Genomic DNA, 25,860 nt, shown 5'->3' on the forward strand with positions numbered 1-25,860 from the left:
TTAACTTAAAGGGGACTGCAAATCTATGACCGAAAAATGGCAAGATGATCCGGAGTACATGAGCTATATTGAGGACTTACTGGCAACCGAAGCGGTCCAAAAACTGGCAAATTACACACAACATGTGAATTCTACCCGCTTGGAACATTCGCTGAGCGTTTCTTATTACAGTTACAAATTAGCAAAAAAATGGGGCGGAAATGCCCGTGCAACAGCTCGTGCTGGGTTATTGCATGATTTGTTCTACTATGACTGGCGCACAACTAAGTTTGATGAAGGCAGTCATGCATACATGCATCCACGAATTGCTGTCAAAAATGCCGAAAAGATCACGGAGCTTTCTGATTTGGAAAGAGACATTATCTTGAAGCACATGTGGGGAGCAACCATTGCACCACCGAAATACAAAGAAAGCTATATCGTTACGATGGTGGACAAGTATTGCGCCATCAAAGAAGCATCGGAACCAATGACTGAAAACTTGCGCCACAAATGGCACCAATGGTTTCCTAAAAAACAATCAGTTTGATAAATTAAAACCGCCTTGTCACTGAATTCAGTGACAAGGCGGTTTTTGTAGTAAAACAGCAATACTTGTAAATATGAAACTGAGTTCTTACCGCCCGAGTATTCGGCTAGTAGTAACAACTTACATAACGAAGAGATTAAGCAGAGCGAATAAAGTAGTCAGAATTAAAATAGTCCCTACCACCAGCAGATGTCGGCGTTTGTTCATCATCAAGATAGCGATATATTCTCGTAAAAAGGCATTTGGTAGATAATACAGTGCTGTTTTCGCGCCGATGCCATCTGCTTTTAGTCCAGCTTGATGGGCAAACATGCCCCCACGAAAAATATGATAGTTATTGGAGCTGAAAATCACTTTATACCCTTCTGGTGAGCGTTCATCCATCACTTTTTTAGAAAAGCGCATATTTTCAAGGGTTGTGGTGGAGTGGTCTTCCAGAATAATATCCTCTTGTGGGATCCCTTGCTCCAATGCATAGGCAGCCATTGCAGCCGCTTCCGAGAGTTTTTCGTCAGCACCTTGCCCACCAGACATGACCAGCTTGGCAGCCTTGTTCTTGGCTTTTTGCTGCAACCGGTAAAACTCGATGGCTTTATCGATTCGACGAGCCAAAAGAGGAGAAACTTTTTCTCCTCTTAATAGGCCGGCTCCCAGAACGATGATGTAGTCTTGATCATAGCGGGGATGGTTGAATTGATACAATACCGAAACGGTCAAAAAATTGTAGAAAACGATGAAAAAGTACATCATAATCAGTGGCAAGCAACTGAGAAAACTACTGAGCCAATTAGGTAGCTGTTGAGCGATAAAATAATCGTAAATCAAAAATACAGTTAAAAACAAGGCCAAAAGTAGCGTCAACAGATTTGCCAGAGAATGGGATTCTTTTTTAATCACGACGGCAGCATTCCAATAGAGAAAAACGACCAAGGTCATAATTCCAAAGGCTGCTACTAGGAGGAGGGCTACCAGCGCAACTGCCAACAAGCCGCCGACAATTAGGCTACCGGTGGAAAATAGATTGTAAACCAGGTAGCCCCCGAAAACGATCAGAAAAAGATTGAAGAGCAGTCCGTTGGCTAGCCGGGCCTTTTCTTTGAAATAAGCCAACAAAAATATGCCAAAAAATAGCAATGGAATCAGAATAAAGAAACTGCCGATAGCAAGTTCTCTGATGGCCAGATAGATAAAAAGTGCTGTTAGGGACCAGATACAGCAGAAGAAAAAAGTGTCCGGATCGTCTTGTCGGCGCCGCCAAACGATCATAGCCAAATTGCCTAAAAGGAAGACCACTGCAAAAGTAATCTCCGGTATAAACGTTGTCATAATAAAATCCTCCTTGAATAAAACAATAAACCAAAAACCGCTGAAGGCCAGTTTGTTTGAAAATAGGCTGGTTGCGTTTTTTTGAGGCAATAGTTGTCTCAGCTTCTTAAATGTTGCCACCAACACTTGGACATCAGTCGTTCTTTTAATCATAATTAGTATAGCAAATTTTACCTTGATTGCTCGGATAAAGTACCTGAGTTCAGAGTTTTGTGATTTTGGGGTACAATGGGAACAACTACAAATAAAATGGATTGTTTGTTTACCAGTATGAGAATTTGTCACAAAAGCTGCACAGTCGATGGTGCGTAGATGGAAGTGACTGGTAAAGAATAGGAAAGTCTGGAGGAGATAAGGATGGAAATGGGTGAAGTGCAAAAAGTACGATTGCCGGCTTTTGCAGTTATTGGCAAACTGGGAGACGGTCTGGCGGAGGAGGGTTCTTCCTGGGTTCCGCCACTGTGGGAAACTGCCAATAACCACTTTGAAGAATTAGGAGCGGTGGTTAATCAAAAAGAGCTAACTGAGATTCGAATGTGGGGGCTGATGAGCGATTCAACGGCTTGGTTGACCCCTTGGCAGGCAGTGGGCTGTTACTTGGCAGGCATGGAAGTCCCTGCTGACACACCAACACCACCTGGTTGGATCCGTTGGAATCTGCCAGCGATGGAATATTTAATCGTCAAAACCAATACACAGGATTTAGTGGCGATGACAGAAAAAATGCTGACAGAAATTATTCCACAACAAGGTGAGACGTTAGCTGCTGCAATCCAGGAATACTATGAACCTGATTTTGCTGCAGGGGAAGTTGTTTTATATTTTCCAACCAGAATACTCAATGAGTAATAGTTAGAACTTAAAAGAGAAGGCAGTGGCAACAAACCTGTCACGCTTCTGGAAAAGTAATGCTGGTCATGAATAATTCCTTGTCTTTTTGAGGATAATTTAAAACGCTGACTACCTTGATTTTAGCGAGGACGGTTAGCGTTCTTTACTTTGTTCTACCAGCCAGCAATTCGAGCATTGACTTTCTTTTACTTGAAAATAATGTGGAGCACAACTATCTATTGCACTGAAACTAAAAAAAACGCAAAAAAGTTCAGACTGGAAATTTCCAGTCTGAGCTTAAGGAGAGTCATTTGGGTTCTACCATCCGATGTGATAAGAAAACATCTGGTTTAGAACAAATTTGAAAAGAAATTTTTGATATTTCGGCCCAAAAGAACAAAGAAGTTCGCTTTAGCCACACTTTGGTCTACGATGATTTCTGATTCATGGGTCGTATCATCCAAGTAGCCCAAGTCATCTTGTTCAAGAGCTACTTGAGCGGTCCCCAATTTGGCGCCTTTCATGACTGGCGCCTGCAATTCACCGTTGGCAGCATCTTTGTTCAGCTGTGGTGTGATTGTAAGCTTCGTTTTATCCATATCATTGCGTACCCACAAGGATACCGCGCTTTTCAACGATACTTTGGTAGTCAGCTCTTCGCCATCTTTGACTTTGATGGTTGTCATATCTGGTAGGCGACTTCCAGCAGGTAAGACTTCTTCTTTTTTCCAGTTTGCATAAGTATAATCCATCAATTTGGCCGTCTCGATAAAACGAGCGCTGGGGTCTTCTTCATGGTTGGTGGCATTTAGAACCACGGTAATGATTCGTTGGCCGTCTTTGATCATGGTGCCGACAAAACAAGCACCAGCTAGGTCAGTCGTCCCTGTCTTCAAGCCGTCTACGCCTTCTTTGTAGTTCAAAAATCCTGGCAGCATCCAGTTCCAGTTGACCATCTCAACTTGTGAAGTCGTTCCCTCAGCAAAGATTTTGGTAGGGGTCTTGGCGGTTTCCAATGCTTCAGGATAGTCCTTTAGCAAGTGACGAGCAACGATTGCCACGTCTTTAGCCGACATCAGGTTTTCGTCATTTTTGTCGGTACCAGGGTAGATGTTTTCTCCCAGGTAACTATTGTTCAGACCAGAAGCATTGACCAAAGTAGCATCTTTGATTCCCCAAGATTCTACCTTCTCTTTCATCATATCAACGAATTTTGGCTCGCTGCCAGCCACTTTTTCTGCCAGTGCCACGATTGCGGCATTCCCAGAAGCGATGAAGCTTGCTTCGAAGAGCTCTTTGACGGAATATTGTTCGCCAGCGTTCAGTGCGACATTGGAGAGATCAGGAGCAACGCTGAGTTTGGAGACATCCTCTGAAATCGTCACGGGATCTTCCCATTTCAACTTGCCTTCTTTTATTTGTTCTTCAATCAGGTATAAGCCGATAATCTTCGTAACAGAGGCAATTCCCATCGGTTTATCCGCGTCCTGATTATAGAAAACTTTGCCGGTCTCAAAATCGACAGACAGCGCAGCTTTGGAGGCAACAGTAAAATCAGTCTCAGCAGCAGCGGCCTGAGGACTACTAAAAGCCGCGATAGTCAAAAAGAGTGCTAAAAAGGGCAGAAATAAGCAACGAATGCGTTTTGTCATAATGAAACTCCTATTCGATAAAAGGTATTTGTCATATCAAGTCCAAATTTTATCAAAGATCTCCTGCACATTCAACGCTTGTCACAAGACTTTAATGTTTTTTCATGACAAGAGACAGCTGCCAAAAACAATCAGGCGCCTTGAATACTCAGCTTTTCGCCGCTAGAATGGTATTGTAAAGACACAAAGGGCGAGGGCAGCTTTTTTTCGCACAAAAAAAACTGCCGCAATTGCAGCAGTTTATTAATCGCTTAAATCGTCAAAAATTAGCGATGGTAGTCATTTTTGACACGGACAGGTACTTTTTCCATCTGGTTTTCTAACGTGATGTATTGGAAAACAGCGTATGCCGACACGCCTAAAACCAAAATCAAAGACAGCAGTGAAAACAATGTAATCAAAGTCATAAACATAGAAAAGACCTCCTTTTCAGTAACATGCGATATTGCTATATTTACAGTAGCTTCAACTTGTTTACAAACCAATTATAGCAGTTATTTATGATTTCAACGAGAAAAACGCTTTATTCCGCTAAAAATTCTAACGGGTAGCTGTGGCCTTCCGTCTCGTCGTAAAACGTCATGTTATCACCACATTTTTCAAAAATGATGTGGTAACCCATTTTGTCTAAAAAGACCAAACGATTTGGAGTTAACTCCACGATAGAAACCATTTCTGGACGATCTTGAAATAAAACCTGATAGTCAGGCGTGACTGAAACAATCACTGCCGGATGATGTCGATCTTTTTGATAACGCCATTTTCCAACGTAATCTTCGTAATAGTTTCGTACGGGAGGCTGCTTGCGTCGAACTGCTAATGACCCGATTATCCCCGTTACAATAGAGATACCTACCAAAATTGGAAAACGTTTCTTCATGTTATCACCTCGGATGTTTTAGACCAGCAACACAGGCCTGTCTTTTGTTATGATATTGGTCAAAGTATAGCATGAGCTGCTCGTGGTTTCCTCGGTCTTAGGTTGGATTTTAACAAGTCTTTAAGATATTTGTGGTACTATTTTGACAGGTGAAAAAAATGAAATATGAAAATACGTTGACAGCTCGTTTCATTGTAAGAGAAAATCGCTTTATTGCGCGCTGCCGCCTGGATGATGGCAGCGAAGTAGTCGTCCACGTTAAAAATACTGGACGGGGCAAAGAAGTTCTCCTGCCCAATGCGCTAGTGGTATTACAATATTGCCCGAGCCCCAAAAGAAAAACCAGTTATGATCTGCTGGCAGTGAAAAAAGGCGATCGTTGGATCAATATTGACAGTCAACTGCCCAATAAATTGGCTGTTGAAGGGCTGCAAAATGGAAAAATCCTACTGCCGGGTGTGAAGGAAAGCCTGAAATTATTGAAACCAGAGGTCACATTCGAACACTCGAAGTTCGATTTGTACTTTGAAACAGTTGGCGAAGAAAAAGGCTTTATTGAAGTCAAAGGGATGACCCTGGAAAATCAGGGCATCGGCGCCTTTCCTGATGCCCCAACACTTCGGGGACAAAAACATGTCAGAGAGTTGGCCGATGCGCAAAGAGCCGGCTACCATAGCTATGTCTTGTTTATCGTACAGTTTGAAAAAATTCAGATGGCTACGATTCATACTGCGATGCAGCCGTCTCTATTGGAGGAAATCAAACAGGCAGAGGCTGTCGGTGTACAAGTTTTGGCATACAACTGTCGGGTAACGCCAGCAGAGGTAGCCGTAGAAAAAGCCGTCCCTTTTGATCCCGATTTTCCTTTTGTTGACCCAAATGTATAAAACGCTCATGCACCAGCAATTACAAAGGAGGAAGTGAAATGTTGAAACTTGGAGTGATCGGTACCAATTGGATCAGCGATCAATTTGTACAAGCGGCAATCGAGAGTGGTCAGTATCAGTTGACTGCTGTCTATTCCCGCAAGGAAGCAACTGCACGCAAGTTTGGAGAAAAATATGGGGAGGCGGTTACTTATTGGACGGACTTGGAACAGTTTTTGACGGCAGCCGATTTGACCGTGGTTTATATTGCCTCGCCAAATAGTCTGCACTATCCGCAAGCCAAAGCAGCTATTTTGAAAGGACACCATGTTATTGTCGAGAAGCCGGCATTTTCTAATCCCACCGAAATGGCAGACATTATCACATGCGCCAATGAAAAACGAGTCTTCTATTTTGAAGCAGCGCGCAATCTTCATGAAAAAGCATTTGACACAATTGCTGATTTTCTGCCGGTAAAAGACCATATTTTGGGAGCAAACTTTACTTACATGAAATATTCTTCTCGCTACGACGCGGTTTTGAATGGGGAAGAGCCCAATATCTTTTCTCCGCATTTTTCCGGCGGGTCGTTGCAGGATTTAGGAATCTATCCTTTGTATGCCGCATTGGGCTGGTTTGGGATGCCCAATGAGGTTCATTACTTTGCCCGGCGCATCGATACCGGTGTCGACGGCTTAGGAACGATTATTTTGCGCTATGACTTGTTTGATGTAACCATTCAGCAAGGAAAAATTGCCGATTCTTTCTTGCCCTCTGAGATTTATTTGGAAGACGGCACTTTGATTTTAAGCGGAATCAACGCTTTTGAGTTTGCTGAATACTACGATCGCGGCAGTGGCTCCCGCAAAGAGCTGCCCATTGTTATACAAGATAATCCGATGGTGGAAGAAGCAGAGGCCTTCGCCAAGATTATTCGCCATCCTTCTGATCGTGAGCTTGGCGTTCAATATGAAGAATGGGTCGAATTGTCCCGAAACGTCAATGAAGTGATTTATCGTCTACGCAAACAAGCCGGGGTCGTATTTGACGCCGATTTAGACCAATCTACAGAAAATGAGGAAAAACATGAGTCAATCTAAACTCCCTGAAGTCTGGCAAAAGCGCTGGCAGCAGGAATTTTCAGAAGCAACAGCCATCCAAAAACAAGTATTTGAACCATTGACAGCCGGAGATAATCTCGTGGGTATCTCACCAACTGGGACGGGAAAAACAATTGCCTACTTATTGCCACTACTGACAAAAGTAGTCGCAGGGCAAGGGACGCAACTGCTAATTGTCACTTCTTCCCAGGAGTTGGCAATGCAAGTCACTGAGGTAGCCCGTATCTGGGGTAGAGATCTTGAATTGTCAGTGGCCTCTGTAATCGGGGGAGCCAATTTGAAACGCCAATTGGAAAAGCTGAAAAATCGACCGGAAATCATTGTAGGGACTCCTGGTCGTTTGGTGGAGTTGATGGACAGTCGGAAGTTAAAGGCCCATCAAATCAAAAGCTGCGTTATGGATGAAGCCGATCAACTGCTCAGCCAAGGGGCAAAGCCGTTATTGTTGCGTTTGTTAAAACATTTGAATCGAGATTGTCAATTAAGCTTTTTTTCTGCTACGGCCGATCAAGCTTTGTCGGAGATTCGGGAAATTTCTCCGGCTGCTCTCAAAGTGATTGATGTCACAGAGACAGATGAAAGCAAGGGCGCCATTGATCACTTTTATTTAATCTGGCCTTCTCGAAAAAAAGTCGATGCCCTGCGAAGAATTCTAAATCAGCCGGATCAGCGCTGTCTAATCTTTTTCAACCAGTTAGCCGATCTGGGAGCAGCTGAAGAGAAGCTGCTGTTTCATGGGTTGCCAGTGGCGTCATTGGCTTCTGATCAAGGAAAAACTCTGCGTAAACAAGCGCTGACTGCCTTTCGTGATGAAAAGCTGGCAGGCCTCCTCAGTACGGATGTTGCTGCCCGTGGTCTGGATATTGAAGGCTTGGATCTTGTGGTGAATGCCGATATTCCTGGTGATGAAGCGGCTTATCTCCATCGTTCCGGGCGAGTAGGGCGTATGGGTCGCAAGGGTAGCGTGGTGACCATCATTGGCGAGCGCCAATTAAAAGAGTTGCGGAAAACGGTCAAAGCAGCAGATATTCAGCTCAATGAAATCTACCTTCATGGTGGTCGTTTTCAAACGACACCACCTGAAAAAGACGTAACACAAACTACGACGGTGAGCAAAACCAAAAAAACAGCGAGAGTAACGACAGGTGAGTCATCTGTGTTACACACTGACGCACCTAAGAAGGTTGTCAAACGGGAAAAAGATCGAAAACGCAAACAGAAAAACAAAGGGAAGAGGCGCAGTTAATGCGCCTCTTTTGCTGATGAAACGGGACAAGAAACAAACTTTTGTGAAATTTCAATTGATAGTGTGCGGTCCTTTTTTCAGAAAAAGTAGTAAGAAAAGTGCATCTTCCACACACAGATGATCTGTGTTAGAATTACTGTGTAATATGATGGTTTCATGAGGGAGAGAACGATGAATTCAAGGAAAGAAGAGATCCTCCGCACCCTTGAGATGCGCAAGCAAGGGATGACAGCAGTTCAAATGGCTGAACTATTACATATCGATCGCAGCAATATCAGCCGTTACTTAAATGAACTAGCTAAAGAAAAACGAGTCCGGAAATTGAGCGGGCGTCCGGTGATCTATGAGCCGTTGACTGAAGAAGAGGTCCATGTGGATACTTCGTCAACGGTTTCTTTTGATTCTTTGGTGGGGGTAGAAAATTCACTAAAGGTCGCCGTTCAACAAGCTAAAGCGGCTATACTCTATCCACCGCGAGGATTACACACCATTGTTTTTGGTGAGACGGGTACCGGGAAATCGCTATTTGCCGAGTGCATGTATCAATTTGCACTGCATTCCCACTCTATTGAAGCAGATGCGCCTTTTGTATCCTTTAACTGTGCGGACTACGCTCAAAATCCGCAATTGCTGTTTGGTCATATTTTTGGTATCAAAAAAGGGGCTTATACTGGGGCAGAAAAGGACAGCCCAGGTTTAATTGCGAAAGCTGATGGTGGCATCTTGTTTCTGGATGAAATCCATCGATTGCCACCAGAAGGACAAGAAATGCTCTTTACTTTTATTGATAAAGGCAGCTATCGACCTTTAGGAGAAAGCGCTCAGACTTATGAGGCTTCTGTGCAGATTATCGGTGCCACTACGGAGTCTTCCGATAATTTTCTAACAACGTTCAATCGCCGAATTCCGGTTTCTATCACGATGCCCAGCTTAACAGAGCGTTCGTTGGATGAACGATATGAAATTATCACATTGTTCATCAAACAAGAAGCCAATCGTCTAATCCAGCGTATCGAGGTAGAGAAAGAGGCAATTTTGGCCTTTATGCTCTATGAGGCAGAAGGCAACATCGGACAGGTCAAGCGGGATTTGAAACTGGTTTGTGCTAAAGCATTCTTGCACTATCGCACCCACAATCAAAAAAGTCTCTTGATTCGAAAAGAAGACTGTTCATTGCAAGTTCAAAAAGGCTTATTGAAAGTCAAAGAACTAGCGGATCGTTTGGATAAATTTCTTGAAGGCAAAGGTGAATATCTGAGTTTTGAACCGGGAGAAACAGAGGTCGTCTGGTCCCAAGATCCGGAACGAAATATGCAGGTTTACAACGCTATCGAAGAAAAAGTATCTGATTTGACTGATACCGGCGTAGCAACAATTGATCTGGAAAAATTGATCATGAAAGATGTGGATGCTTATTTTGAAACCTATGTGGAACAATTAGCAGAGCATTCCATTCACAAGGATTTGCTACCATCGAATTTGTGGCGGCTGACCAATCAGTTATATGACATTGCACAAAAGCGATTGGAGCGACAATTCAATGAAAAGGCTCGCTTTGCATTTGCTTTGCATCTGCAAAGTACCATTGAACGTTTGCATGACGGACACCCAATCGTTCACCCGGACTTGAATAATGTACGTAAACACCTGAAGAAGGAATTTCAGGTCGCTTTGGATCTTTCCTCTATTATAGAAGAGGAATGTCAAGTGGAGATTCCCTTTGATGAAATTGGCTTCATCAGTATGTTTTTATCGATTCAGGTTTGTGACACCGGAAAAACTATCGAGCAAGGAGTCGAAGTTTTAGTATTGATGCACGGAAAAGCAACTGCGACTAGTATGTTGGAAGCTGCGCAGGAGCTTTTAGGGACTAAGACCGGGCATGGTATGAACATGCGTCTGGATATGGAAGTGCAAGACATGTATCGCCAGTTGCTGGAACACGTTACTGAAAATAAAGACCGCTTGAGTAACGGCTTGTTACTTTTGACTGACATGGGGTCGTTGAATTCCTTTGCTGACTTGATTTACAAAGAAACCGGGATTCGCACCAAGGCAATCTCCATGACAAGTACGATGATTGTTGTAGAAGCATTGCGAATGGCAGACATTGGCCGTAGTTTGGAGGATATCTATCAAAATATCATGCAATCCTTCCGCTCCATTATTCGAGAAAACAGTCATTTACCAATCAGCGACTCCAAGTTGAAAAAAGCGGTGGTCGTGACCTGCTTCACTGGGGAAGGTGTTGCCCACAAGCTATACCAACGAATCGAACCAATTGTCGATCAGCAGGCAGTAGAAATCATTCAGATGCAATTTATTGAACGAGAGGTTTTTATTCAACACATCGATTCTCTTTTGGAAGAGTATGAGATTAAAGCAATTTGTGGAACCGTGGAAATTGAGTATCAAAATATCCCGTTCTTTTCTGCATATGAAGTTTTTGATAATGAACGAATCAAAGTTTTGCAACGAGTAATCTCTGATGAAGTTCCAATGAAAAAAATTGTTGCCTCACTGGAAAACACATTAACAGAGATTGGAGATGTCGGAGGCTTAATGAAGAAGCTGCAACGTGCGCTACGATTAATTCAAGAACAGATGCATGCCGTCGTTGAACCCAGTGTTGAAGCAGGAGTCTTGGTTCATGTAGCTTTCTTAATCGACGGCTTGCTGAAAGGTGAACCTACACGACGATTTAAAGATCTTCCAGGCTTTGTAAAAAAATACCGTTTGGAAAACGACTTGGTTACAACTAATCTGATGCCGTTGGAAAAAGAGTTTGATTTTCAAATACCGGAAGACGAGATTGCCTTTTTGACACAGATGCTATTAGAAAATAAATTACAATCCCCATTCACTTTTACACAGAACATCAGTGTGTAAGTGAAAAACACACAGTGTGTAGCAAAATGGTCTAGAGCGAAACCTTGATTTAGTAGGGTTTCGCTCTTTTTTTTAAGGAATTCTAAAGTTGGCACGCTTTTTGCATTATAAATAAGTGTAAGTAATCTTAGAAAGGAGTGAGATGAATGGCGAAGAAAACGATTATGTTAGTGTGTTCTGCAGGAATGAGTACCAGTCTTTTGGTAACCAAAATGCAGAAAGCTGCTGAAGCAAAAGGTGTAGATGCAGATATTTTTGCAGTTTCTGCTTCTGATGCGGACAACAGCTTGGAGGAAAAAGACGTTAATGTTCTGCTTTTAGGCCCTCAAGTCCGTTTTATGAAATCACAGTTTGAACAAAAACTGGCGCCGAAAGGAATTCCATTGGATGTTATCAATATGGCCGACTACGGAATGATGAACGGTGAAAAAGTTTTAGAACAAGCTGAAAAGCTGATGGGCGAGTAATCTCATCTATCCAGGTCAAAACTTAATTAACAGCTAATTTGAAACAATTATCTAGGAGGAATTTCACATGGAAGATCAACCAAACTTGGAAGCCATCATGGGATTGATCATGTATGGTGGTAACGCAAAAAGTGACGCGATGGAGGCTATCCAAGCCGCAAAACAAGGAGATTTCGAACTGGCTGACCAAAAAATTGCCGACGCAGAAAAATCTTTGACAGAGGCTCACCATGCCCAAACAGGTATGTTGACGCAAGAAGCACAAGGTGACCATGTGCAAGTGACTCTTTTGACCGTACACAGCCAAGATCACTTGATGACAGCCATTGCCTTTACGGACTTGGCAAAAGAGATTATCGACTTGTACCGTCGCATCGACGCGGAATAAGCAATTATTTCGCACTAGGTGGCTTAGAGCCGCAAATCTTAAAAAAGAATATGGCCGTCTCTCTGCTCACCTAATCGGAAGTACGATTGTTGGTTGTCGTATTTTCATAACCTATGATATGAGGAAGAAATTCTTTCATATAAATTTGGTTTTTCATAATTAGGAGGGAAAAAAATGAACGGATTAACAGCTTGGATGGAAAAACACATCCTCCCGGTAGCTGCGAAAATCGGTGCGCAACGCCACTTAGTTGCCCTTCGTGACGCCTTTATCGGAACAATGCCAGCAACAATGGCCGGTGCGGTCGCCGTAATGATCAACGCTATTATTCGAGATTTGCCGACACAGTTTGTCGACGGATATGACGGGAACAGTATTCCGGTTATTCGCGAAATCATTGGTGTCAACGGTTACGTATGGAATGGTACTTTGGCTGTAGCCGGTATTGTCTTTGCCTTTTCATGGGGCTTCAACTTAGCTCGTGCTTACAAGGTTAATGACTTGGCCGGTGGTGTCGTAGCAATCGCTGCTTACTTGCAAGGGGTACAATTCTCTGCTCCTGCAACTGTTCAAGTTGAACAAGGCAAATTGACTGCTGACGCTTTGAAAACATTGGGTGACGCAGGTTCTGTTGTTGGCACTGCCGACGTAACAGACGCCGTTACTGGCAATGTGACTCACTTTGATACCATCACCAACAATGCTTGGGGCTGGTTGAAATTGGATCACTTGAATGCCAATGGCTACTTCACGATCATGATCATGGGTGCCATCGCTGTTATCATCTATGCAAAATTGATGCAAAAGAACATCACTATCAAATTGCCTGATTCAGTACCGCCAGCAGTATCTAACGCATTTGCTGCGATCTTGCCGGCTGCTATCGGGTTGTACACTGTAGCAATCATCAACTTCATCGTTGGTAAAGTAACAAACGGGCAATTGTTGATCGACTTAATCCAAAAATACATTGCGGAACCATTCTTGGGTGCATCTCAAGGTTTCGGTATCTTGGTAATCGTTCAGTTGCTGATTCAAGTATTGTGGTTCTTCGGTATCCACGGTACAAACGTAATGTCTCCTGTACTGGAAGGTATCTGGGGTGTTGCCCAATTGAAAAACATTAATGTTTTCCAAGAAGGCTACAATGGTAAAAAAGGTGTTGAAGCAGTCCTTGACGCTGTTAAAGACGGCAAAGCATACAACTGGGTACGTGGTTCATTTGACGTTTACACAATGTTCGGTGGTTCCGGTGGTACAATTGTATTGCTGATTGCGATCTTCTTGTTCTCAAAACGTGCCGACTACTTGACAGTTGCTAAACTGTCTATTGGACCTGGTATCTTCAATATCAACGAACCAGTTATGTTTGGTATGCCAATTGTATTGAATGCGATCTTCTTTATCCCATTCATCATTGCGCCAATCGTAACAACTGCAATTGGTTACTTTGCAACAGTTTCTGGATTTGTTGCCCCAGTTTCTCAATCTGTGGTTTGGGTAGTGCCACCAATCTTGATGTCATTCTTGGCAACAATGGACTGGAAAGCACCTATCGTAACACTGGTATGTATGATCGTTGCCTTCCTCATCTGGCTGCCATTTGTTATCGCTGCAAACAAAATGGATCCAGCTTTGGGCGAAGAAAAATAATCTGTGCCAATTATCGGGAACTACCGTCGCTTCCAAAGAGGCGGTGGTGGTTTCCTTTTTAAATAAAAATCTGCTGTAATGGAATTCATAGGAAATTTGCTATACACTGTACATAGTAATCAATGGGATCCGACTGAATGTTTTTTGTCGGAGATACTATGATTAAATTTACAAATGAGGAGGAACCCAAATGATCTCAATCGCAAGTGCAATGCAACAAGACGAAATCAAAGAATTGTTGAACAACTATACAGGTGGCGACTTTACCTATACTTTCAAAGAAAAACAAGGAATCAAATTGATTTTTGATGTAACTGGTGATCCTGCAGAAGCAGCAGCTGCCGCTAAAAAATTAATCAAAGCGCAATCATGGGGCTCAGTATTGTATCTACAAGCAGCTGCAGTTTGATGATTTACGCCTGTAGCTATCATGAAAAGAGGTTAAGTCATGGATAAATATGGACTCAGCTTGATCGCCATCGGATTGCTGGTTTTGGTTTACAGCATGAATCCGAACAATGTCAATTGGAACTGGGAATCGATTTCAACCGCAGTTACATTGATTATTGTCGGTCTTCTGCTCTTCAGAAGAGGCATTAAGAATAATAAAGCAAAGGAAGGAGACGCCAAGAGTGATCATCGAAAAAGAACTTAAAATATCTGCCAAAAATTTCTATGATAAGATCATTGACTCGGTAGTCTTCGATATCCGAAAGACAACTGGCAAAGATGTCACCAGAAACCAGTTAAAGAATTTTGAATATATCAAAGAATTCTCTAAAATCAACCGAGCAAAAATTTTGATTGAAGAAGTCGTTCCCAATCGTGTCTACCAGTTCAGAACGTCAACCACCAGAAATGATTTTACAGTACGGTATGAAATTGAGGAGCTGGCTGAAAATCGTTGTAAGATCCATTACGAAGAAACGATGAAGTCCTTTGGGTTCATGCAACAAATGAATGATGCTGTGATGGGGATTCCCATGGGTTTCTTTAAAAAACGCAATTTCAAAAAGATGATGGAAATGATCGAAAAATCTGCATAATCATCAGACCGGAACGCTTAGTGCCCTCAGGCAGTAGGTGTTGCGGTCGACTTTTGTGTTCAATGATAGAAACAAGGAGGAATAGAAACATTGACTGATGTCAAAGAAATGACCAGCGAGCACGTTGAGGACATGCTATCACTGGTCTCGTATGCTTTTCAGTGGGAATTGTCAGATAACAATCGCAAACGCTTTTCAATGCTGGCGGAAAATTCATGGAATTTCGGTTCCTTTGATGAAAAGGGACGCCTAGCCAGCCAAGTGATGGCGACTCCTTTTAAAATTGATCTCTTTGGTGACCACCATTTGATGGCAGGTATCGGTTTTGTTGCTAGCTACCCTGAATACCGCAGTCAAGGTCGAATTGATCGCATCATGACAGAATTGCTGGCGACTTCCCGGGAAAGAGGCGTTAATCTGTCTTACTTGGCTCCTTTCTCCTACCCATTTTACAGACGCTATGGATATGAGTTGACGTTTGAACGGGCAGTCTATGATGTGCCGGCTTCTCAGTGGCCTGACTCGCCAAAAGTCTCAGGACGGGTTGAACGGCTGTCCTGGACAGAAGCCAAGCCGGTGATTCAGGAGCTTTTTACTGCCGCGAAACGGCACCATCAAGGCGGTGTTGAGCGAGAAGAGTGGTGGTTGTCCTTCAAGTTCCCATTACGCAAAAACTATACCTATGCGGTGTATTATGATGCAAAAGATATCCCTCAAGGTTACTTGGTCTACCTTTTGGAGCCGGGAAAATTGACTATTGCAGAATGGACTTGGCTGACTGGAGAAGCCTTTCGAGGATTGAATCGCTTTGTTGCTTCTCATAATGGTTCAGTGGCCAACATTTTTTATGACGTAGGTTTTGATGGACAGAACCTGCAGTTTCTCACTCAAACACCAATGAGCGGATTTACTGTGCGACCAGAAATGATGGCACGGGTAGTTGACGTTAAGCGTTTTTTAAAATACACTAAAAAGGTTCAAGCGCTTCCCGAAAGTATCGCACTAATGGTGACGGGTGACTCTTATGCTGCTTGGAACAATGGTATTTTTGAGCTGAGAAAAGGCGATTGTGGAGTAGACATTGTGCAGGTAGAAGAGACCGAACTGCCCCTTGTTAAGCTGTCAATTCAACGGTTTACTCAGTTGTTTATGGGATACCTCTCACCAGAGACCCTTTTGTTTCATGGACTAATCGAAACTGATGAAAGTCTTTTAAAAGTTTTAAAAACAATCCTGCCTAATCAAAAACCAATCTTAGAAGATTACTTCTGATTTTGGATAGCTGCTGCTAATAGTAATTAAAAAGGCCGCTATCCACGAGCATAGTGGACAGCGGCATAAAAGTAGTGGTTAGTTTTTGACATCACTGCGGACAAATTTAAAACGGATAGGTTTCGACGGACGTTTCGTCTCACGGGAAAGTTCGCCTTGATCTTTTAAAGCGGATTTTACAACTTGTTCCCGAGTTTTTTTGTATTGATTCATGCGTCGTGCCAAAACCTCTTCTTTTCGTTGTTTCATAATTAAGTCCCCCTCATAATTATCAGATAGTTTTGTAACCTTGTTTCAATAAGTGTAGCACTTGAAAGCGGTTAAATCTAAAAGTACGCTTGTGGAATCAGTAACAAGCTTGTTCTTTAAAAGGTCCCACGAAACTCTGTAAAACAGTGATTCTTTGAATAAAAAATAGGAACGGCAATTTGCCGTTCCTGTAAAGAAGACTGCGAATCAACAGTCAGCTAGCGCGAATATGTTTTAGAACGTTCCCTGCCGGAATCGAACCAGCAACTAATCCTTAGGAGGGATTTGTTATATCCATTTAACTAAGGGAACCTATTATTTTTACGACATTGTTTATTTTAACGTTGTTGACGCAAGGATTCAAGTAGTCAACGACGATTGGAGGAAAGAAAATGGTAAAACGATTAATCAGTGCGACACCAAGTGAAGTCGCACAAATGAATGGGGCAGAATTGAAGCAGTCCATCAAAGCCAGCGAAGGACGCACGATTTGTGTGGAAAATGTTGTTGGTACACTGCCACAAGTCGGTGATCTGACAAACGCAGAAGTGGCAAAAGCTTTTGGAGCGGATTTAATTCTGCTGAATGGTTTTGACTGCTTTCATCCGGTAGTCATGGGGGTACCGGGCTTATCTTTTGAAGCGGTATTGGATCCAACAGCTGAGATTGCCAATCCAATCCCTGTGCTGAAGGAGCTGACTGGACGACCAATCGGGATCAATCTGGAACCAATCCCAGATGATCTTGACTTGATGAGTGAACAAGTAGTGATCTCCAAAGGGCGTACCAGCTCTGCAGAAACGATTCAGCGTGCCGAAGAACTCGGTGTGGATTTTATCTGCTTTACCGGAAATCCTGGTACCGGTGTAACTAATGAAGCCATTGCCGGTGCAGTAAAAATCGCCAAGGAAAACTTTTCTGGGATGATTATCGCGGGTAAGATGCACAGTGCCGGCTCAGATGAACCGGTAGTAACAAAAGAAGCAATCGCGGCTTATGCAGAAGCTGGGGCTGACATCTTACTGTTGCCGGCAGTGGGAACCATTCAGGGCTTTTTGGAACAAGATCTAATCGAAGCCGTGAAGTTTGCCAAAGCACGGGATCTTTTGACAATGACAGCCATCGGAACTAGTCAAGAAAGTGCTCGGCCAGAGACCCTTCGTCAAATCGCCTTGACTTGTAAAACTTGTGGAGTCGATATCCAACATATCGGTGATGCCGGTTACGGCGGTTTAGCACCAGCTGAAAATATCTTTGAAATGTCCATTGCGATTCGCGGAATGCGCCACACATTGTATCGTTGTGCGCAGTCTATTAATCGATGAGGTACATCGCTATTCTAGCCAAGAGGTCCTGTGACAATCATCAGGTCACAATTCTTCGAAGCGAACCCTGCCAAATGAACACATGAGCTGCAAAAAAAAACAAGCAACTTCCTTAAGAAACATTGGAAGGTGCTTGTTTTTTTGCTGTTAAACCTCTCAAATGCTGTCTAATTTTTGTTTTGTCAAGGAAAGTTGGTGTTTGGAGTTTTTCTCTCTATGCTGCTTTGAAATGAGCTATCGCAGCCTTTTTACTTATCTAGCTCACAGTCCTCTTAATAAGATTTTCAGACCGCTGCAAGCAGAGAAGCTGTTAATCGTTGTAACTTGTTTCAGTGGGGGCCCGTTCGGTTTATTGAAATAGAATTTATCGGCCGTTTTCGAGTGTATCAATTTAAAATGTGAATTTTCAATATAGAGTGGTTTTGGTAATGAAATGCTGAAAATTAATCCAGAGCGCTCCATTTTTTAGTCTTATGAAGTGCAACACTGCGGATTTCGTCGTAGTGGATTTTCTCACCGGCAATATAGATACCCAATTCATCATAGCCTTGTATTTTGCCTACTACATCGGGAGGATAGTGACCCTCAGCATCCATTTCTTCTTTTTGCAGTGCGACAGACTGGTCTTTGATACGGGCTTCTGTCAATAGCTGGCCAATCTCTTCGGTGGTCATGGCTGGTTTTGCTGGCCAAGTATAGCGACGTTCCTTTTTTTCAGCGGCTAACTGGCTGGTATGTTCAGATAGGTAAAAGCCGTTCCATTTCAATTTTTTCCGGTCTTGATAAGGGTGAAGTTCATTTGTCATAAGCCATCCAATCCTCCTGCGCCGCCAGCATGACCGCCCACCAAATGACTGCGGGGGATACTGCGGGCGCCTTCTAATTTACTAGTTGCATGTACGATTGCTGTAAAGCCGTACTTTTCTCTAATCTGATCGATGATTTGATCTAAGCGCTGTTCTGCTTCAGCTTTTTCAGGAGATTCGAACAAGCTTAGTTGCCGGCTATTGGTAAACAACAGCTTTGAATACGTGATACCCACATGACGAACGACTTGCCCACGATAATACTTGCGAAACAGCTGTAGGCAATAGCTGGCCAACTGCTTAGTATTATCGGTGGCTGGAATCTTCATCTGATGAGAAAAGCCGCTTTTGCTTTCTCCTTGAGCAGTACCGATGAACAGATGAATGCACTGTGTCAGACAGCCGTGTCGTCGAATTCTAGCGGCAACTTGTTCGGCCATTTCTTTGACAACGATTTCGATCTCCTGTTGTTTTACATAATTTTTAGGTAAGACTTGGCTGTTGCCATAAGACTTTTCTTTTATCAGCGGTCCTTGTTCAGATAAAAGGGTTCGATCGATACCGTTTGCATGGTAATAATACTGCTGTCCCAAAACGCCGAACCGCTGCCGCAGCAGTTCAGGGTCGGTGTGGGCCAATTGGTAGATGCTATCAATTCCCAATTTGTAAAAATTTTGCTGCATTCGCCGGCCAATTCCCCAAAAATCCCGCATGTTTGAAATTTGCCAAACTGTTTCAGGAATATTCTCATACCGCCATTCAGCGACAAAATCCTGGTTGTGTTTGGCTGCGTTGTCCAATGCCAGTTTAGCCAAAAGTGGGTTATCACCAATACCGACGGTTAGAACTAGTCCCAGCTTATTTTTAACTTCTGCTTGAATTTGTTGGGCAAAGAGCCTGCGCTTTTGGCTGCGACTAAGCGTTGAATCTGGAAAGAAAAGTTTCATCGAAGCGGTAACGTCTAAAATTGATTCATCGATGGAATAAATCAATAAGTCTTCATCTGCAACATACTCACGAAAAATATTGTTGAATTTGACATTTTCTTTGATGTATAAATTCATCCGCGGAGGAACTTTCACCAGATCAGGGTGGTCTGGTAGATTGTCTGCTCGAGTGACATTGGTGATTCCCAGCTTTGCTTTTGCCATTGGAGAAGAGGCAAGGATCAAGCCATTGCCGGTATTGTCGGCGGTGCTCATGACCACCAGCATTTTTGTCAGCGGATCCCAGCCGCGGAGTGCACATTCCACGCTGGCATAAAAGGATTTGACATCGATGAACAAGATATCTCGTAGCGGCTCAGTTCGGTAGTTGAAGCCACGATTCATTTGGTGGCACCTTCTTTCTATTTTTACAAAGGTTGAATGAGGGGAGCTCTCGTCTATTATTATACGAACATACGTTTGCTTTTGTAAAGCGAACAAATGTTAAAAAAATAAGTTTTCAGCATCTTTTTGATTTTCATCGGTAACATGAGAAAAATGCCAGAGCCGCTCTAATCGTTTTGCTTTATCGAAAAATGTAAGCGTGTTACACTTTAATTACAGCATAGCAGCTGTATTTAAATTCGGAAATGAGCGAAATCGACTTAGTTTTTTTAGGATTTCGGCATCAACCATAGGAGGGAATCATTTATGACAAAAGCAGGCAAGGAATTATTGGCGGAACTGACTGGAACTGGAGCGAAGGGCCCCTTTGTTTCCATCATGCTCAACACCCATGTGGCCCATCAGGATGTTGAAAAAGATCAGATTAAATTCAAAAATTTTGCCAAGGAAGCCAAAAAGCGCTTTGAAAAGAAATATCCCGACGCAAATTGGAGCACATATCAGGAGAAAATTGATGAATTGCTGGCAGATCAGTCGTTTTGGCGCAGTGGTAAAATCAGCGTGGCCGTATTTTTGACTGAAGAGCAAACCTTGATCCACCGTTTGAATATTCCTATTGATGATCAGTATTATGTAGGTGATACACCTTATCTTTTAGCGGTAATCAAAAATGCCCAATTTAACTACACTTACTACTTGTTGGGGTTGAATCGTGACTCTATCAAATTATATTTTGTTGACAATCAGCAACTGACGACAGTCGAACTGCCAGAGGGCGCGCCAATTGATGTACCTACTGCCTTGGGAGAAGAGCTTACTGGCGGGAATCTGAACTATAGTTCGCAAGGCAGTCAGGCTGGTTCCAAAGAAGGCGTAGCTTATCACGGTGTCAGCGCAAAGGATGAAGAAGTAGCCATTGACTGGAAAAATTACTATCAAGCAGTGGATACCTTCCTGCGGGATAAATTTGACAATCCAGAGAAATACCCGCTGTATCTGTTTGCACTTCCAGAAAATCAAACAATGTTTAAAAAGTATGCCAAAACGTCCTATTTCAGTACCGATGCGAGTATTAGTGCATCTCCGGCAACCTTGAATGAAAAAGAAATTGCTGCTCAGATCAGCGAGATTTCCAAGCAACTGTCTGCAAAAGAAATCGCCGGCTATCAGAAATTGATGGATAAAAAATTCATGGATCAGTTGGTGGATATCGTCCCAGCAGCAAAAGAGGGGCGGATTTCTCATCTGTTCATTGCCACTTCAAATCTAGTGGACGGTTTCGGAGAAGATCCAGATACTGAATACGATCGCCGTCAAGTTCTAAACACGATGGCTGACTATGTGATAGCAAATGGTGGAGAAGTATTTGTCCTGGATCAAAAAGATGCGCCGGATGAAAAGAGTCTTGTTGCTATCTTGCGTTATTAAAATTTAATAATTAGATTGGCGTCCTGCCGCTCTTTCAAGCGGTGCGGACGTCTTTTTTTACCTTTTTCCGAAAAAATTAGGTATTGTTGCGATTGTGTGATACAATACATCTTGTAGTTTTAGTTAAGGGCTTTTATGGTAGTTTGTTTCCATTGTTAAACATCATTCCCATTAACACCCGACACATGAAATTGCAAAACAAATTGTGGGCAAACCCCACACAGGAGGATATTTAACATGCAAACAGGTACTGTAAAATGGTTCAACGCTGATAAAGGTTTTGGTTTCATCACTGCAGAAGACGGCAACGACGTATTCGTTCACTTCTCAGCAATCCAAGGCGACGGCTTCAAAACTTTGGAAGAAGGCCAAGCAGTTTCTTTCGACGTTGAAGACGGCCAACGTGGCCCTCAAGCAACAAACGTTGTTAAAGGCTAATCCATTTAAAGTCAAAATGTCCAGCGGATTCTCCGTTGGGCATTTTTTTATGCTCAAAATTCGGGTTTAACTCTGGTACATAATACTCGAGCAGTTCTTTTAAGATTAGCTTGACGTCGGGGTGTCTCTGGTCTTTACGCAGTTGCAGATTGAAAGGGGCAGACGACTCTCTCTGAGGGGGGTCAGATACTCTGTTTTCCAGGTGGCTTTGAAGTAGAAAGCCATTTTTTTACAGACGGTCCTCTTTTTTGGACGCCAGTTTACTATATTGATCGTATTAGTTAGAAATTGCGGCTTTTGTAAGTTTTCAGTAAAAAGATAGTAAGGACACGCCCGGAATGATATAATGTTCAAAGAGTTGAAAATAAGCTATACCAACCAAAAAGAAAATGGACGCTTTGATTGTTGTTGACTACCCCAATAGGCAACGATTGTCGAAGTGCGTTTGTCCATCTGCGGTTCATCAGGAAAGGAGCAAAATCTGATGCAGGAAAATTTAAAATTAGTAATCATTACAGGAATGAGTGGTGCCGGTAAAACAGTAGCCATCCAAAGTTTTGAAGATATGGGTTTCTTTTGTATCGACAATATGCCACCCTCTCTGATTCCCAAATTTTGGGAGCTGATCAAAGAGTCGGGGAAAATCACCAAGATCGCATTGGTAGTAGATCTGCGTTCCCGTTCATTTTTTGAGGAAATCCAAAATATGCTGATTGATATTGAGAATACCAATTTTATCGATACACAAGTGTTGTTTTTGGATGCTTCAGATGAGGAACTGGTATCTCGCTATAAAGAAACCCGCAGGACGCATCCGATGGCAATGGACGGCCTAGTTACTGAAGGAATTCGCAAAGAACGGGCGATTTTAGGGGACTTGAAAACAAAAGCCACCATGGTGATTGATACAACTATGCTAACCCCAAGGCAACTGCGGGAAAAAATCATTGCCGAGTTTAAGACTTCTGAGACACAAGGCTTTCGTATTGAAATGGTTTCCTTTGGCTTTAAATACGGATTGCCTATTGATGCGGATATCGTGATGGACGTTCGCTTTTTGCCTAATCCCCACTATATCCAAGATTTGCGGCCTTTGACTGGAATGGATCAGCCGGTGTACGACTATGTTATGTCTTTTCCGGAGACAGAGGAATTTTACCAACGCTTTTTAGGTTTGTTGCAGACAATCATGCCCGGCTATGTGAAAGAAGGCAAGAGCAGTTTGACTGTGGCTATCGGCTGTACAGGTGGGCAGCATCGCTCAGTGGCATTGACTGAGCGGGTCGGTCATGCTTTGGCGCAAGACTACAAGGTGAACATCACCCATCGTGACAAAGATAAACGTAAAGAGACGGTGAATCGCTCATGAAAATGAAAACCTATCGGATCAGAAAGCCAAAAGTGGTGGTGATTGGCGGGGGTACCGGCTTGCCGGTCATTTTGAACAGTCTGCGCAGCGAAAGTGTGGAAATTACGGCTGTGGTAACTGTGGCTGATGATGGCGGTTCCAGCGGTGAAATCAGAGAGTCTATCGCAATCGCACCACCGGGAGATCTTCGCAATGTTTTAGTTGCTATGTCCGATATGCCAAAACTGTACTCAGACATTTTCCAGTATCGTTTCAAGAAAGAGGACAAGTTTTTAGCAAATCACGCCTTGGGCAATCTGATTATTGCAGCAATTGCTGAAATGCGAGGCAGTACCTACGATGCTGTACAACTTTTGACGAAGATGATGCATGTTGACGGTCATGTCTATCCCAGCAGCGAAAAACCATTGGTGCTCCATGCAGTGTTCAAAGACGGTACAGAAGCCGTGGGAGAGTCTAAGATTGCTCGAGATCGCAAAACCATTGAGCGGGTATTTGTTCGCAACCAGGACGGCGAGCATGAAGCAAAGGCTGCGCGAAAAGTTGTGACATCAATTATGGAGGCCGATATGATCGTCTTGGGCCCAGGCAGTCTGTTTACGAGCATTTTGCCTAACTTGATGATTTCTGAAATCGGTGAAGCCGTGCGCAAAAGCAGTGCGGAGACAGTCTATATCTGCAACATTATGACGCAAAAAGGCGAGACGGAACACTTTACTGATGCCAACCACGTGGAAGTGTTGCATGAACATCTTCAGGACCAATTTATCGATACGGTTTTGGTAAATACGGAAAAAGTGCCTGAAGGATATATGGATTTTGAGGTTTATGATGAATATCTAGTACAAGTCAAACACGATTTCAAGGGCTTGCGGGCGCAAAATTGTCGCGTTGTTTCAACGGACTTTTTGAAGCTGCGAGACGGTGGTGTTTTCCATGATGGGGACAAAGTAGTCGAGGAGCTGCTGACGATTTTGTATGGTGCGAAAAACCCTTATTAAAACAGTTGCCACAGCTAAGAGGAAGGAGGGAAAGAGATGTCATTTGCTGCCGATGTGAAAAAAGAATTGACGACGTTGGAAGTCCATCGAGAACACGCCAAAGCTGAATTAGCGGCGCTGATTCGAATGAACGGGTCTTTGAGTCTGACCAATCATCAATTTGTCTTGAATGTTCAGACCGAAAATGCAGCGATTGCCCGTTGCATCTATACTTTGTTGAAGGATCATTTTGATGTGCGTAGTGAGCTGTTGGTTCGTCGAAAAATGAAATTGAAAAAGAACAATGTCTATATTGTTCGACTAAAACAAGAGACAGAGCGTGTCTTGACGGAATTGGACATTATGGACGGGATGATGTTTCATAGTCACGTATCTAATGAAATCATGGGCAATGCGCAAAAAATGCGTTCTTATCTCCGAGGGGCATTTATGGCTTCTGGTTCCGTGAACAATCCTGAAACCAGTCGTTATCATCTGGAGATTTACTCCATTTATGAAGAGCACAATCAGGATATTTGCGATATGTTGAATTATTACGATTTGAATGCCCGCACGCTGGAACGACGAAATGGCTATATTGCCTATTTGAAAGGTGCCGAAAAGATTGCTGATTTTTTAACACTAATCGGGGCGACCAATTCCATGTTGAAGTTTGAAGATGTTCGAATCGTGAGGGATATGCGCAATTCGGTAAATCGTCTAGTAAACTGTGAGACGGCCAATATGAACAAAACCATTGATGCGGCTTCCAAACAAATTGACAACATACACTTTATCGAAAATCACGTTGGCTTGCAGGCCCTTCCTGAAAAACTACAGGAAATTGCCGAGCTGCGTTTGGAGCATCCAGAAATCAGTTTGAAAGAACTGGGAGAAATGATTCCCTCCGGTGCTATCTCCAAATCGGGCATCAATCATCGGATTCGAAAAATTAATGAATTTGCCGATCAGCTTAGAAATAATCTGATTTAAGGATACAAAAAAAACAGTGCCATTCCGAATTTATAGTCGAAATGACGCTGGTCTTTTCTATTTCTGAAGGGTCAAACAAGAAAATCTGTCAGGGCCTCAGGAGAGATGCTTTCATCAAAAATATGTTCATCTAAAATAACAGTGGGAACGAATTGGATATTGGCTGCAGCCGCTTCTGCTTTGATTGCCGCTGTAGTTGCGGGATCTGCAGCTTCTTGTAAGCCCAGTTGAGTACGGGCGAATTCGGCTGTTTCCTCCAAAGAAAGATCGCCCCATTCTTTTTGTGTGGCAAAAATCGCGTCAATGGCGGCCAATGCGGCAGCTGGGTCATTCTTTGGAACAAAACGATGCATGACATTGCCGCGCTGCAGACTCTCTTTGTCTTTGTCATAGAGTTTGATGACCCGGTACACGCGACCGTCTGCAACGGCTTGCTTCAGTATTCCCTCAGACAATTGGTGCCATTTGCGGCAATACGGACAGCGTAGATTGATGAATTCCAGCAGCGTGTGGCGAGCATGGGGATCACCAATTTTAATGCCGTGGCGGGGTGTCGTTTGTTGTGGGTCGATACGTGTGATATCCATAAAAGCCAGCCTCTTTTCTTTAGTAATCTTCTATAAGTCAGTGTAATCAAATTTTTGCTTCTTGGAAAGAAAATTGTTTAAGCGAAAAAATACAAATCCAGTTACCTTAAGGCTTTTTCAATGAAAATACCGTCAAAATTTCAAGGTTATGGTATACTGTTTAAGGAATAAAGAGCGGAAAGGGCGTC

26 protein-coding genes, 1 tRNA gene and 2 pseudogenes are annotated in these 25,860 nt (G+C 43.0%); 19 read left to right on the top strand and 10 right to left on the bottom strand.

Going from position 1 to position 25,860, the window contains the following annotated elements:
• The first annotated feature begins 25 nt into the window (after positions 1–25).
• Positions 26–529, top strand: a complete 504-nt coding sequence (locus ACOMA8_RS10040; RefSeq protein WP_421370455.1) for an HD domain-containing protein — start codon at positions 26–28, stop codon at positions 527–529.
• A 120-nt stretch (positions 530–649) separates the two neighbouring features.
• Here ACOMA8_RS10040 and ACOMA8_RS10045 read toward each other — a convergent pair whose 3' ends face one another.
• Entirely contained in the window at positions 650–1,855 is a 1,206-nt protein-coding gene (locus ACOMA8_RS10045; protein WP_421370457.1) for a YdcF family protein, read from the bottom strand.
• A 357-nt stretch (positions 1,856–2,212) separates the two neighbouring features.
• Between ACOMA8_RS10045 and ACOMA8_RS10050 the strand changes: the two genes are divergently transcribed.
• Positions 2,213–2,704 (top strand): GyrI-like domain-containing protein, encoded by a 492-nt coding sequence (locus tag ACOMA8_RS10050; RefSeq protein ID WP_421370459.1) that lies wholly within the window; start codon positions 2,213–2,215, stop codon positions 2,702–2,704.
• Between the two features lie 332 nt (positions 2,705–3,036).
• On the opposite strand, the gene ACOMA8_RS10055 is transcribed toward ACOMA8_RS10050, so the two are convergent.
• The 3 genes from ACOMA8_RS10055 to ACOMA8_RS10065 form a co-directional block, all read right to left on the bottom strand.
• Entirely contained in the window at positions 3,037–4,338 is a 1,302-nt protein-coding gene (locus tag ACOMA8_RS10055; RefSeq protein ID WP_421370462.1) for a serine hydrolase, read from the bottom strand.
• A gap of 266 nt (positions 4,339–4,604) precedes the next feature.
• On the bottom strand, positions 4,605–4,751 hold the full coding sequence (locus tag ACOMA8_RS10060; protein ID WP_202622184.1) for a hypothetical protein: 147 nt from the start codon (positions 4,749–4,751) through the stop codon (positions 4,605–4,607).
• Positions 4,752–4,861: 110 nt separating this feature from the next.
• On the bottom strand, positions 4,862–5,218 hold the full coding sequence (locus ACOMA8_RS10065; protein WP_161899537.1) for a DUF4828 domain-containing protein: 357 nt from the start codon (positions 5,216–5,218) through the stop codon (positions 4,862–4,864).
• Positions 5,219–5,376: 158 nt separating this feature from the next.
• Between ACOMA8_RS10065 and sfsA the strand changes: the two are divergent.
• Positions 5,377–6,039: pseudogene (gene sfsA, locus ACOMA8_RS10070) on the top strand (DNA/RNA nuclease SfsA); the annotation flags it as partial.
• Here sfsA and ACOMA8_RS10075 read toward each other — a convergent pair.
• Positions 6,037–6,114: pseudogene (locus tag ACOMA8_RS10075) on the bottom strand (hypothetical protein); the annotation flags it as partial. The pseudogenes sfsA and ACOMA8_RS10075 sit on opposite strands and share 3 nt — an antisense overlap.
• 29 nt (positions 6,115–6,143) lie before the next feature.
• Between ACOMA8_RS10075 and ACOMA8_RS10080 the strand changes: the two are divergent.
• The 10 genes from ACOMA8_RS10080 (at position 6,144) to ACOMA8_RS10125 (ending at position 16,166) form a co-directional block, all read left to right on the top strand.
• Positions 6,144–7,184: a Gfo/Idh/MocA family protein gene (locus tag ACOMA8_RS10080; protein WP_421370464.1), complete on the top strand. Its 1,041-nt coding sequence runs from the start codon at positions 6,144–6,146 to the stop codon at positions 7,182–7,184.
• Positions 7,171–8,451: a DEAD/DEAH box helicase gene (locus ACOMA8_RS10085; protein ID WP_421370466.1), complete on the top strand. Its 1,281-nt coding sequence runs from the start codon at positions 7,171–7,173 to the stop codon at positions 8,449–8,451. Before ACOMA8_RS10080 ends, ACOMA8_RS10085 begins: the two co-directional genes overlap by 14 nt.
• 171 nt (positions 8,452–8,622) lie before the next feature.
• Positions 8,623–11,340 carry a sigma-54-dependent transcriptional regulator gene (locus tag ACOMA8_RS10090; protein WP_161899541.1) on the top strand — a complete coding sequence of 906 codons (2,718 nt, stop codon included), beginning with the start codon at positions 8,623–8,625 and terminating at the stop codon, positions 11,338–11,340.
• Positions 11,341–11,486: 146 nt separating this feature from the next.
• Positions 11,487–11,807: a PTS sugar transporter subunit IIB gene (locus tag ACOMA8_RS10095; RefSeq protein WP_161899542.1), complete on the top strand. Its 321-nt coding sequence runs from the start codon at positions 11,487–11,489 to the stop codon at positions 11,805–11,807.
• A gap of 67 nt (positions 11,808–11,874) precedes the next feature.
• Positions 11,875–12,195: a PTS lactose/cellobiose transporter subunit IIA gene (locus tag ACOMA8_RS10100; RefSeq protein WP_161899543.1), complete on the top strand. Its 321-nt coding sequence runs from the start codon at positions 11,875–11,877 to the stop codon at positions 12,193–12,195.
• Between the two features lie 174 nt (positions 12,196–12,369).
• A complete protein-coding gene (locus ACOMA8_RS10105) occupies positions 12,370–13,848 on the top strand; it encodes a PTS sugar transporter subunit IIC (protein ID WP_421370469.1) in 1,479 nt (492 codons plus the stop codon).
• 190 nt (positions 13,849–14,038) lie between these two features.
• Complete coding sequence (locus ACOMA8_RS10110; RefSeq protein WP_161899545.1) at positions 14,039–14,257, top strand: hypothetical protein; 219 nt, start codon at positions 14,039–14,041, stop codon at positions 14,255–14,257.
• A gap of 39 nt (positions 14,258–14,296) precedes the next feature.
• The gene (locus ACOMA8_RS10115) at positions 14,297–14,503 is read left to right on the top strand and encodes a DUF3188 domain-containing protein (RefSeq protein ID WP_161899546.1); all 207 of its coding nucleotides are present in this window, start codon (positions 14,297–14,299) and stop codon (positions 14,501–14,503) included.
• Positions 14,481–14,894 (top strand): DUF3284 domain-containing protein, encoded by a 414-nt coding sequence (locus tag ACOMA8_RS10120; RefSeq protein WP_161899547.1) that lies wholly within the window; start codon positions 14,481–14,483, stop codon positions 14,892–14,894. Before ACOMA8_RS10115 ends, ACOMA8_RS10120 begins: the two co-directional genes overlap by 23 nt.
• Positions 14,895–14,984: 90 nt before the next feature.
• Positions 14,985–16,166, top strand: coding sequence for a GNAT family N-acetyltransferase (locus ACOMA8_RS10125; protein ID WP_421370472.1), 1,182 nt, complete (start codon positions 14,985–14,987; stop codon positions 16,164–16,166).
• Between the two features lie 78 nt (positions 16,167–16,244).
• Here ACOMA8_RS10125 and ACOMA8_RS10130 read toward each other — a convergent pair whose 3' ends face one another.
• Together ACOMA8_RS10130 and ACOMA8_RS10135 are read right to left on the bottom strand one after the other, a co-directional pair.
• Positions 16,245–16,415 carry a hypothetical protein gene (locus tag ACOMA8_RS10130; RefSeq protein WP_421370475.1) on the bottom strand — a complete coding sequence of 57 codons (171 nt, stop codon included), beginning with the start codon at positions 16,413–16,415 and terminating at the stop codon, positions 16,245–16,247.
• A gap of 240 nt (positions 16,416–16,655) precedes the next feature.
• Positions 16,656–16,727: transfer RNA gene (locus ACOMA8_RS10135), tRNA-Arg, on the bottom strand.
• A gap of 80 nt (positions 16,728–16,807) precedes the next feature.
• Here ACOMA8_RS10135 and ACOMA8_RS10140 point away from each other — a divergent pair.
• Positions 16,808–17,740, top strand: coding sequence for a DUF7916 family protein (locus ACOMA8_RS10140; protein ID WP_421370477.1), 933 nt, complete (start codon positions 16,808–16,810; stop codon positions 17,738–17,740).
• Positions 17,741–18,183: 443 nt separating this feature from the next.
• On the opposite strand, the gene ACOMA8_RS10145 is transcribed toward ACOMA8_RS10140, so the two are convergent.
• Positions 18,184–18,546 carry a hypothetical protein gene (locus tag ACOMA8_RS10145; protein WP_421370479.1) on the bottom strand — a complete coding sequence of 121 codons (363 nt, stop codon included), beginning with the start codon at positions 18,544–18,546 and terminating at the stop codon, positions 18,184–18,186.
• A complete protein-coding gene (locus ACOMA8_RS10150; protein WP_421370481.1) occupies positions 18,543–19,877 on the bottom strand; it encodes a Y-family DNA polymerase in 1,335 nt (444 codons plus the stop codon). The genes ACOMA8_RS10145 and ACOMA8_RS10150 overlap by 4 nt, the downstream gene beginning before the upstream one ends.
• A 306-nt stretch (positions 19,878–20,183) precedes the next feature.
• Here ACOMA8_RS10150 and ACOMA8_RS10155 point away from each other — a divergent pair, with 306 nt between their 5' ends.
• The 5 genes from ACOMA8_RS10155 (at position 20,184) to whiA (ending at position 25,085) form a co-directional block, all read left to right on the top strand.
• On the top strand, positions 20,184–21,305 hold the full coding sequence (locus ACOMA8_RS10155; RefSeq protein ID WP_161899553.1) for a baeRF6 domain-containing protein: 1,122 nt from the start codon (positions 20,184–20,186) through the stop codon (positions 21,303–21,305).
• A gap of 237 nt (positions 21,306–21,542) precedes the next feature.
• Positions 21,543–21,743 carry a cold-shock protein gene (locus tag ACOMA8_RS10160; protein ID WP_161899554.1) on the top strand — a complete coding sequence of 67 codons (201 nt, stop codon included), beginning with the start codon at positions 21,543–21,545 and terminating at the stop codon, positions 21,741–21,743.
• Between the two features lie 484 nt (positions 21,744–22,227).
• On the top strand, positions 22,228–23,112 hold the full coding sequence (gene rapZ, locus ACOMA8_RS10165) for an RNase adapter RapZ (protein ID WP_161899555.1): 885 nt from the start codon (positions 22,228–22,230) through the stop codon (positions 23,110–23,112).
• Positions 23,109–24,113 (top strand): gluconeogenesis factor YvcK family protein, encoded by a 1,005-nt coding sequence (locus ACOMA8_RS10170; protein WP_421370485.1) that lies wholly within the window; start codon positions 23,109–23,111, stop codon positions 24,111–24,113. The genes rapZ and ACOMA8_RS10170 overlap by 4 nt, the downstream gene beginning before the upstream one ends.
• Positions 24,114–24,149: 36 nt before the next feature.
• A complete protein-coding gene (gene whiA, locus ACOMA8_RS10175) occupies positions 24,150–25,085 on the top strand; it encodes a DNA-binding protein WhiA (RefSeq protein WP_421370487.1) in 936 nt (311 codons plus the stop codon).
• Positions 25,086–25,156: 71 nt separating this feature from the next.
• Here whiA and ACOMA8_RS10180 read toward each other — a convergent pair whose 3' ends face one another.
• The gene (locus ACOMA8_RS10180) at positions 25,157–25,672 is read right to left on the bottom strand and encodes a thioredoxin domain-containing protein (RefSeq protein ID WP_421370489.1); all 516 of its coding nucleotides are present in this window, start codon (positions 25,670–25,672) and stop codon (positions 25,157–25,159) included.
• Positions 25,673–25,860 lie beyond the last annotated feature (188 nt).

The organism is Enterococcus infantis (genome assembly GCF_049166715.1).
GTDB lineage: Bacteria > Bacillota > Bacilli > Lactobacillales > Enterococcaceae > Enterococcus_C > Enterococcus_C leclercqii.

What these genes read in the sequence shown, in the direction of transcription:
- ACOMA8_RS10040 (WP_421370455.1), top strand. Translation starts at nt 26, where the DNA reads ATGACCGAAAAATGGCAAGATGATCCGGAGTACATGAGCTATATTGAG.
- ACOMA8_RS10045 (WP_421370457.1), bottom strand. Translation starts at nt 1,855, where the DNA reads ATGACAACGTTTATACCGGAGATTACTTTTGCAGTGGTCTTCCTTTTA.
- ACOMA8_RS10050 (WP_421370459.1), top strand. Translation starts at nt 2,213, where the DNA reads ATGGAAATGGGTGAAGTGCAAAAAGTACGATTGCCGGCTTTTGCAGTT.
- ACOMA8_RS10055 (WP_421370462.1), bottom strand. Translation starts at nt 4,338, where the DNA reads ATGACAAAACGCATTCGTTGCTTATTTCTGCCCTTTTTAGCACTCTTT.
- ACOMA8_RS10060 (WP_202622184.1), bottom strand. Translation starts at nt 4,751, where the DNA reads ATGTTTATGACTTTGATTACATTGTTTTCACTGCTGTCTTTGATTTTG.
- ACOMA8_RS10065 (WP_161899537.1), bottom strand. Translation starts at nt 5,218, where the DNA reads ATGAAGAAACGTTTTCCAATTTTGGTAGGTATCTCTATTGTAACGGGG.
- ACOMA8_RS10080 (WP_421370464.1), top strand. Translation starts at nt 6,144, where the DNA reads ATGTTGAAACTTGGAGTGATCGGTACCAATTGGATCAGCGATCAATTT.
- ACOMA8_RS10085 (WP_421370466.1), top strand. Translation starts at nt 7,171, where the DNA reads ATGAGTCAATCTAAACTCCCTGAAGTCTGGCAAAAGCGCTGGCAGCAG.
- ACOMA8_RS10090 (WP_161899541.1), top strand. Translation starts at nt 8,623, where the DNA reads ATGAATTCAAGGAAAGAAGAGATCCTCCGCACCCTTGAGATGCGCAAG.
- ACOMA8_RS10095 (WP_161899542.1), top strand. Translation starts at nt 11,487, where the DNA reads ATGGCGAAGAAAACGATTATGTTAGTGTGTTCTGCAGGAATGAGTACC.
- ACOMA8_RS10100 (WP_161899543.1), top strand. Translation starts at nt 11,875, where the DNA reads ATGGAAGATCAACCAAACTTGGAAGCCATCATGGGATTGATCATGTAT.
- ACOMA8_RS10105 (WP_421370469.1), top strand. Translation starts at nt 12,370, where the DNA reads ATGAACGGATTAACAGCTTGGATGGAAAAACACATCCTCCCGGTAGCT.
- ACOMA8_RS10110 (WP_161899545.1), top strand. Translation starts at nt 14,039, where the DNA reads ATGATCTCAATCGCAAGTGCAATGCAACAAGACGAAATCAAAGAATTG.
- ACOMA8_RS10115 (WP_161899546.1), top strand. Translation starts at nt 14,297, where the DNA reads ATGGATAAATATGGACTCAGCTTGATCGCCATCGGATTGCTGGTTTTG.
- ACOMA8_RS10130 (WP_421370475.1), bottom strand. Translation starts at nt 16,415, where the DNA reads ATGAAACAACGAAAAGAAGAGGTTTTGGCACGACGCATGAATCAATAC.
- ACOMA8_RS10140 (WP_421370477.1), top strand. Translation starts at nt 16,808, where the DNA reads ATGGTAAAACGATTAATCAGTGCGACACCAAGTGAAGTCGCACAAATG.
- ACOMA8_RS10145 (WP_421370479.1), bottom strand. Translation starts at nt 18,546, where the DNA reads ATGACAAATGAACTTCACCCTTATCAAGACCGGAAAAAATTGAAATGG.
- ACOMA8_RS10150 (WP_421370481.1), bottom strand. Translation starts at nt 19,877, where the DNA reads ATGAATCGTGGCTTCAACTACCGAACTGAGCCGCTACGAGATATCTTG.
- ACOMA8_RS10155 (WP_161899553.1), top strand. Translation starts at nt 20,184, where the DNA reads ATGACAAAAGCAGGCAAGGAATTATTGGCGGAACTGACTGGAACTGGA.
- ACOMA8_RS10160 (WP_161899554.1), top strand. Translation starts at nt 21,543, where the DNA reads ATGCAAACAGGTACTGTAAAATGGTTCAACGCTGATAAAGGTTTTGGT.
- rapZ (WP_161899555.1), top strand. Translation starts at nt 22,228, where the DNA reads ATGCAGGAAAATTTAAAATTAGTAATCATTACAGGAATGAGTGGTGCC.
- ACOMA8_RS10170 (WP_421370485.1), top strand. Translation starts at nt 23,109, where the DNA reads ATGAAAATGAAAACCTATCGGATCAGAAAGCCAAAAGTGGTGGTGATT.
- whiA (WP_421370487.1), top strand. Translation starts at nt 24,150, where the DNA reads ATGTCATTTGCTGCCGATGTGAAAAAAGAATTGACGACGTTGGAAGTC.
- ACOMA8_RS10180 (WP_421370489.1), bottom strand. Translation starts at nt 25,672, where the DNA reads ATGGATATCACACGTATCGACCCACAACAAACGACACCCCGCCACGGC.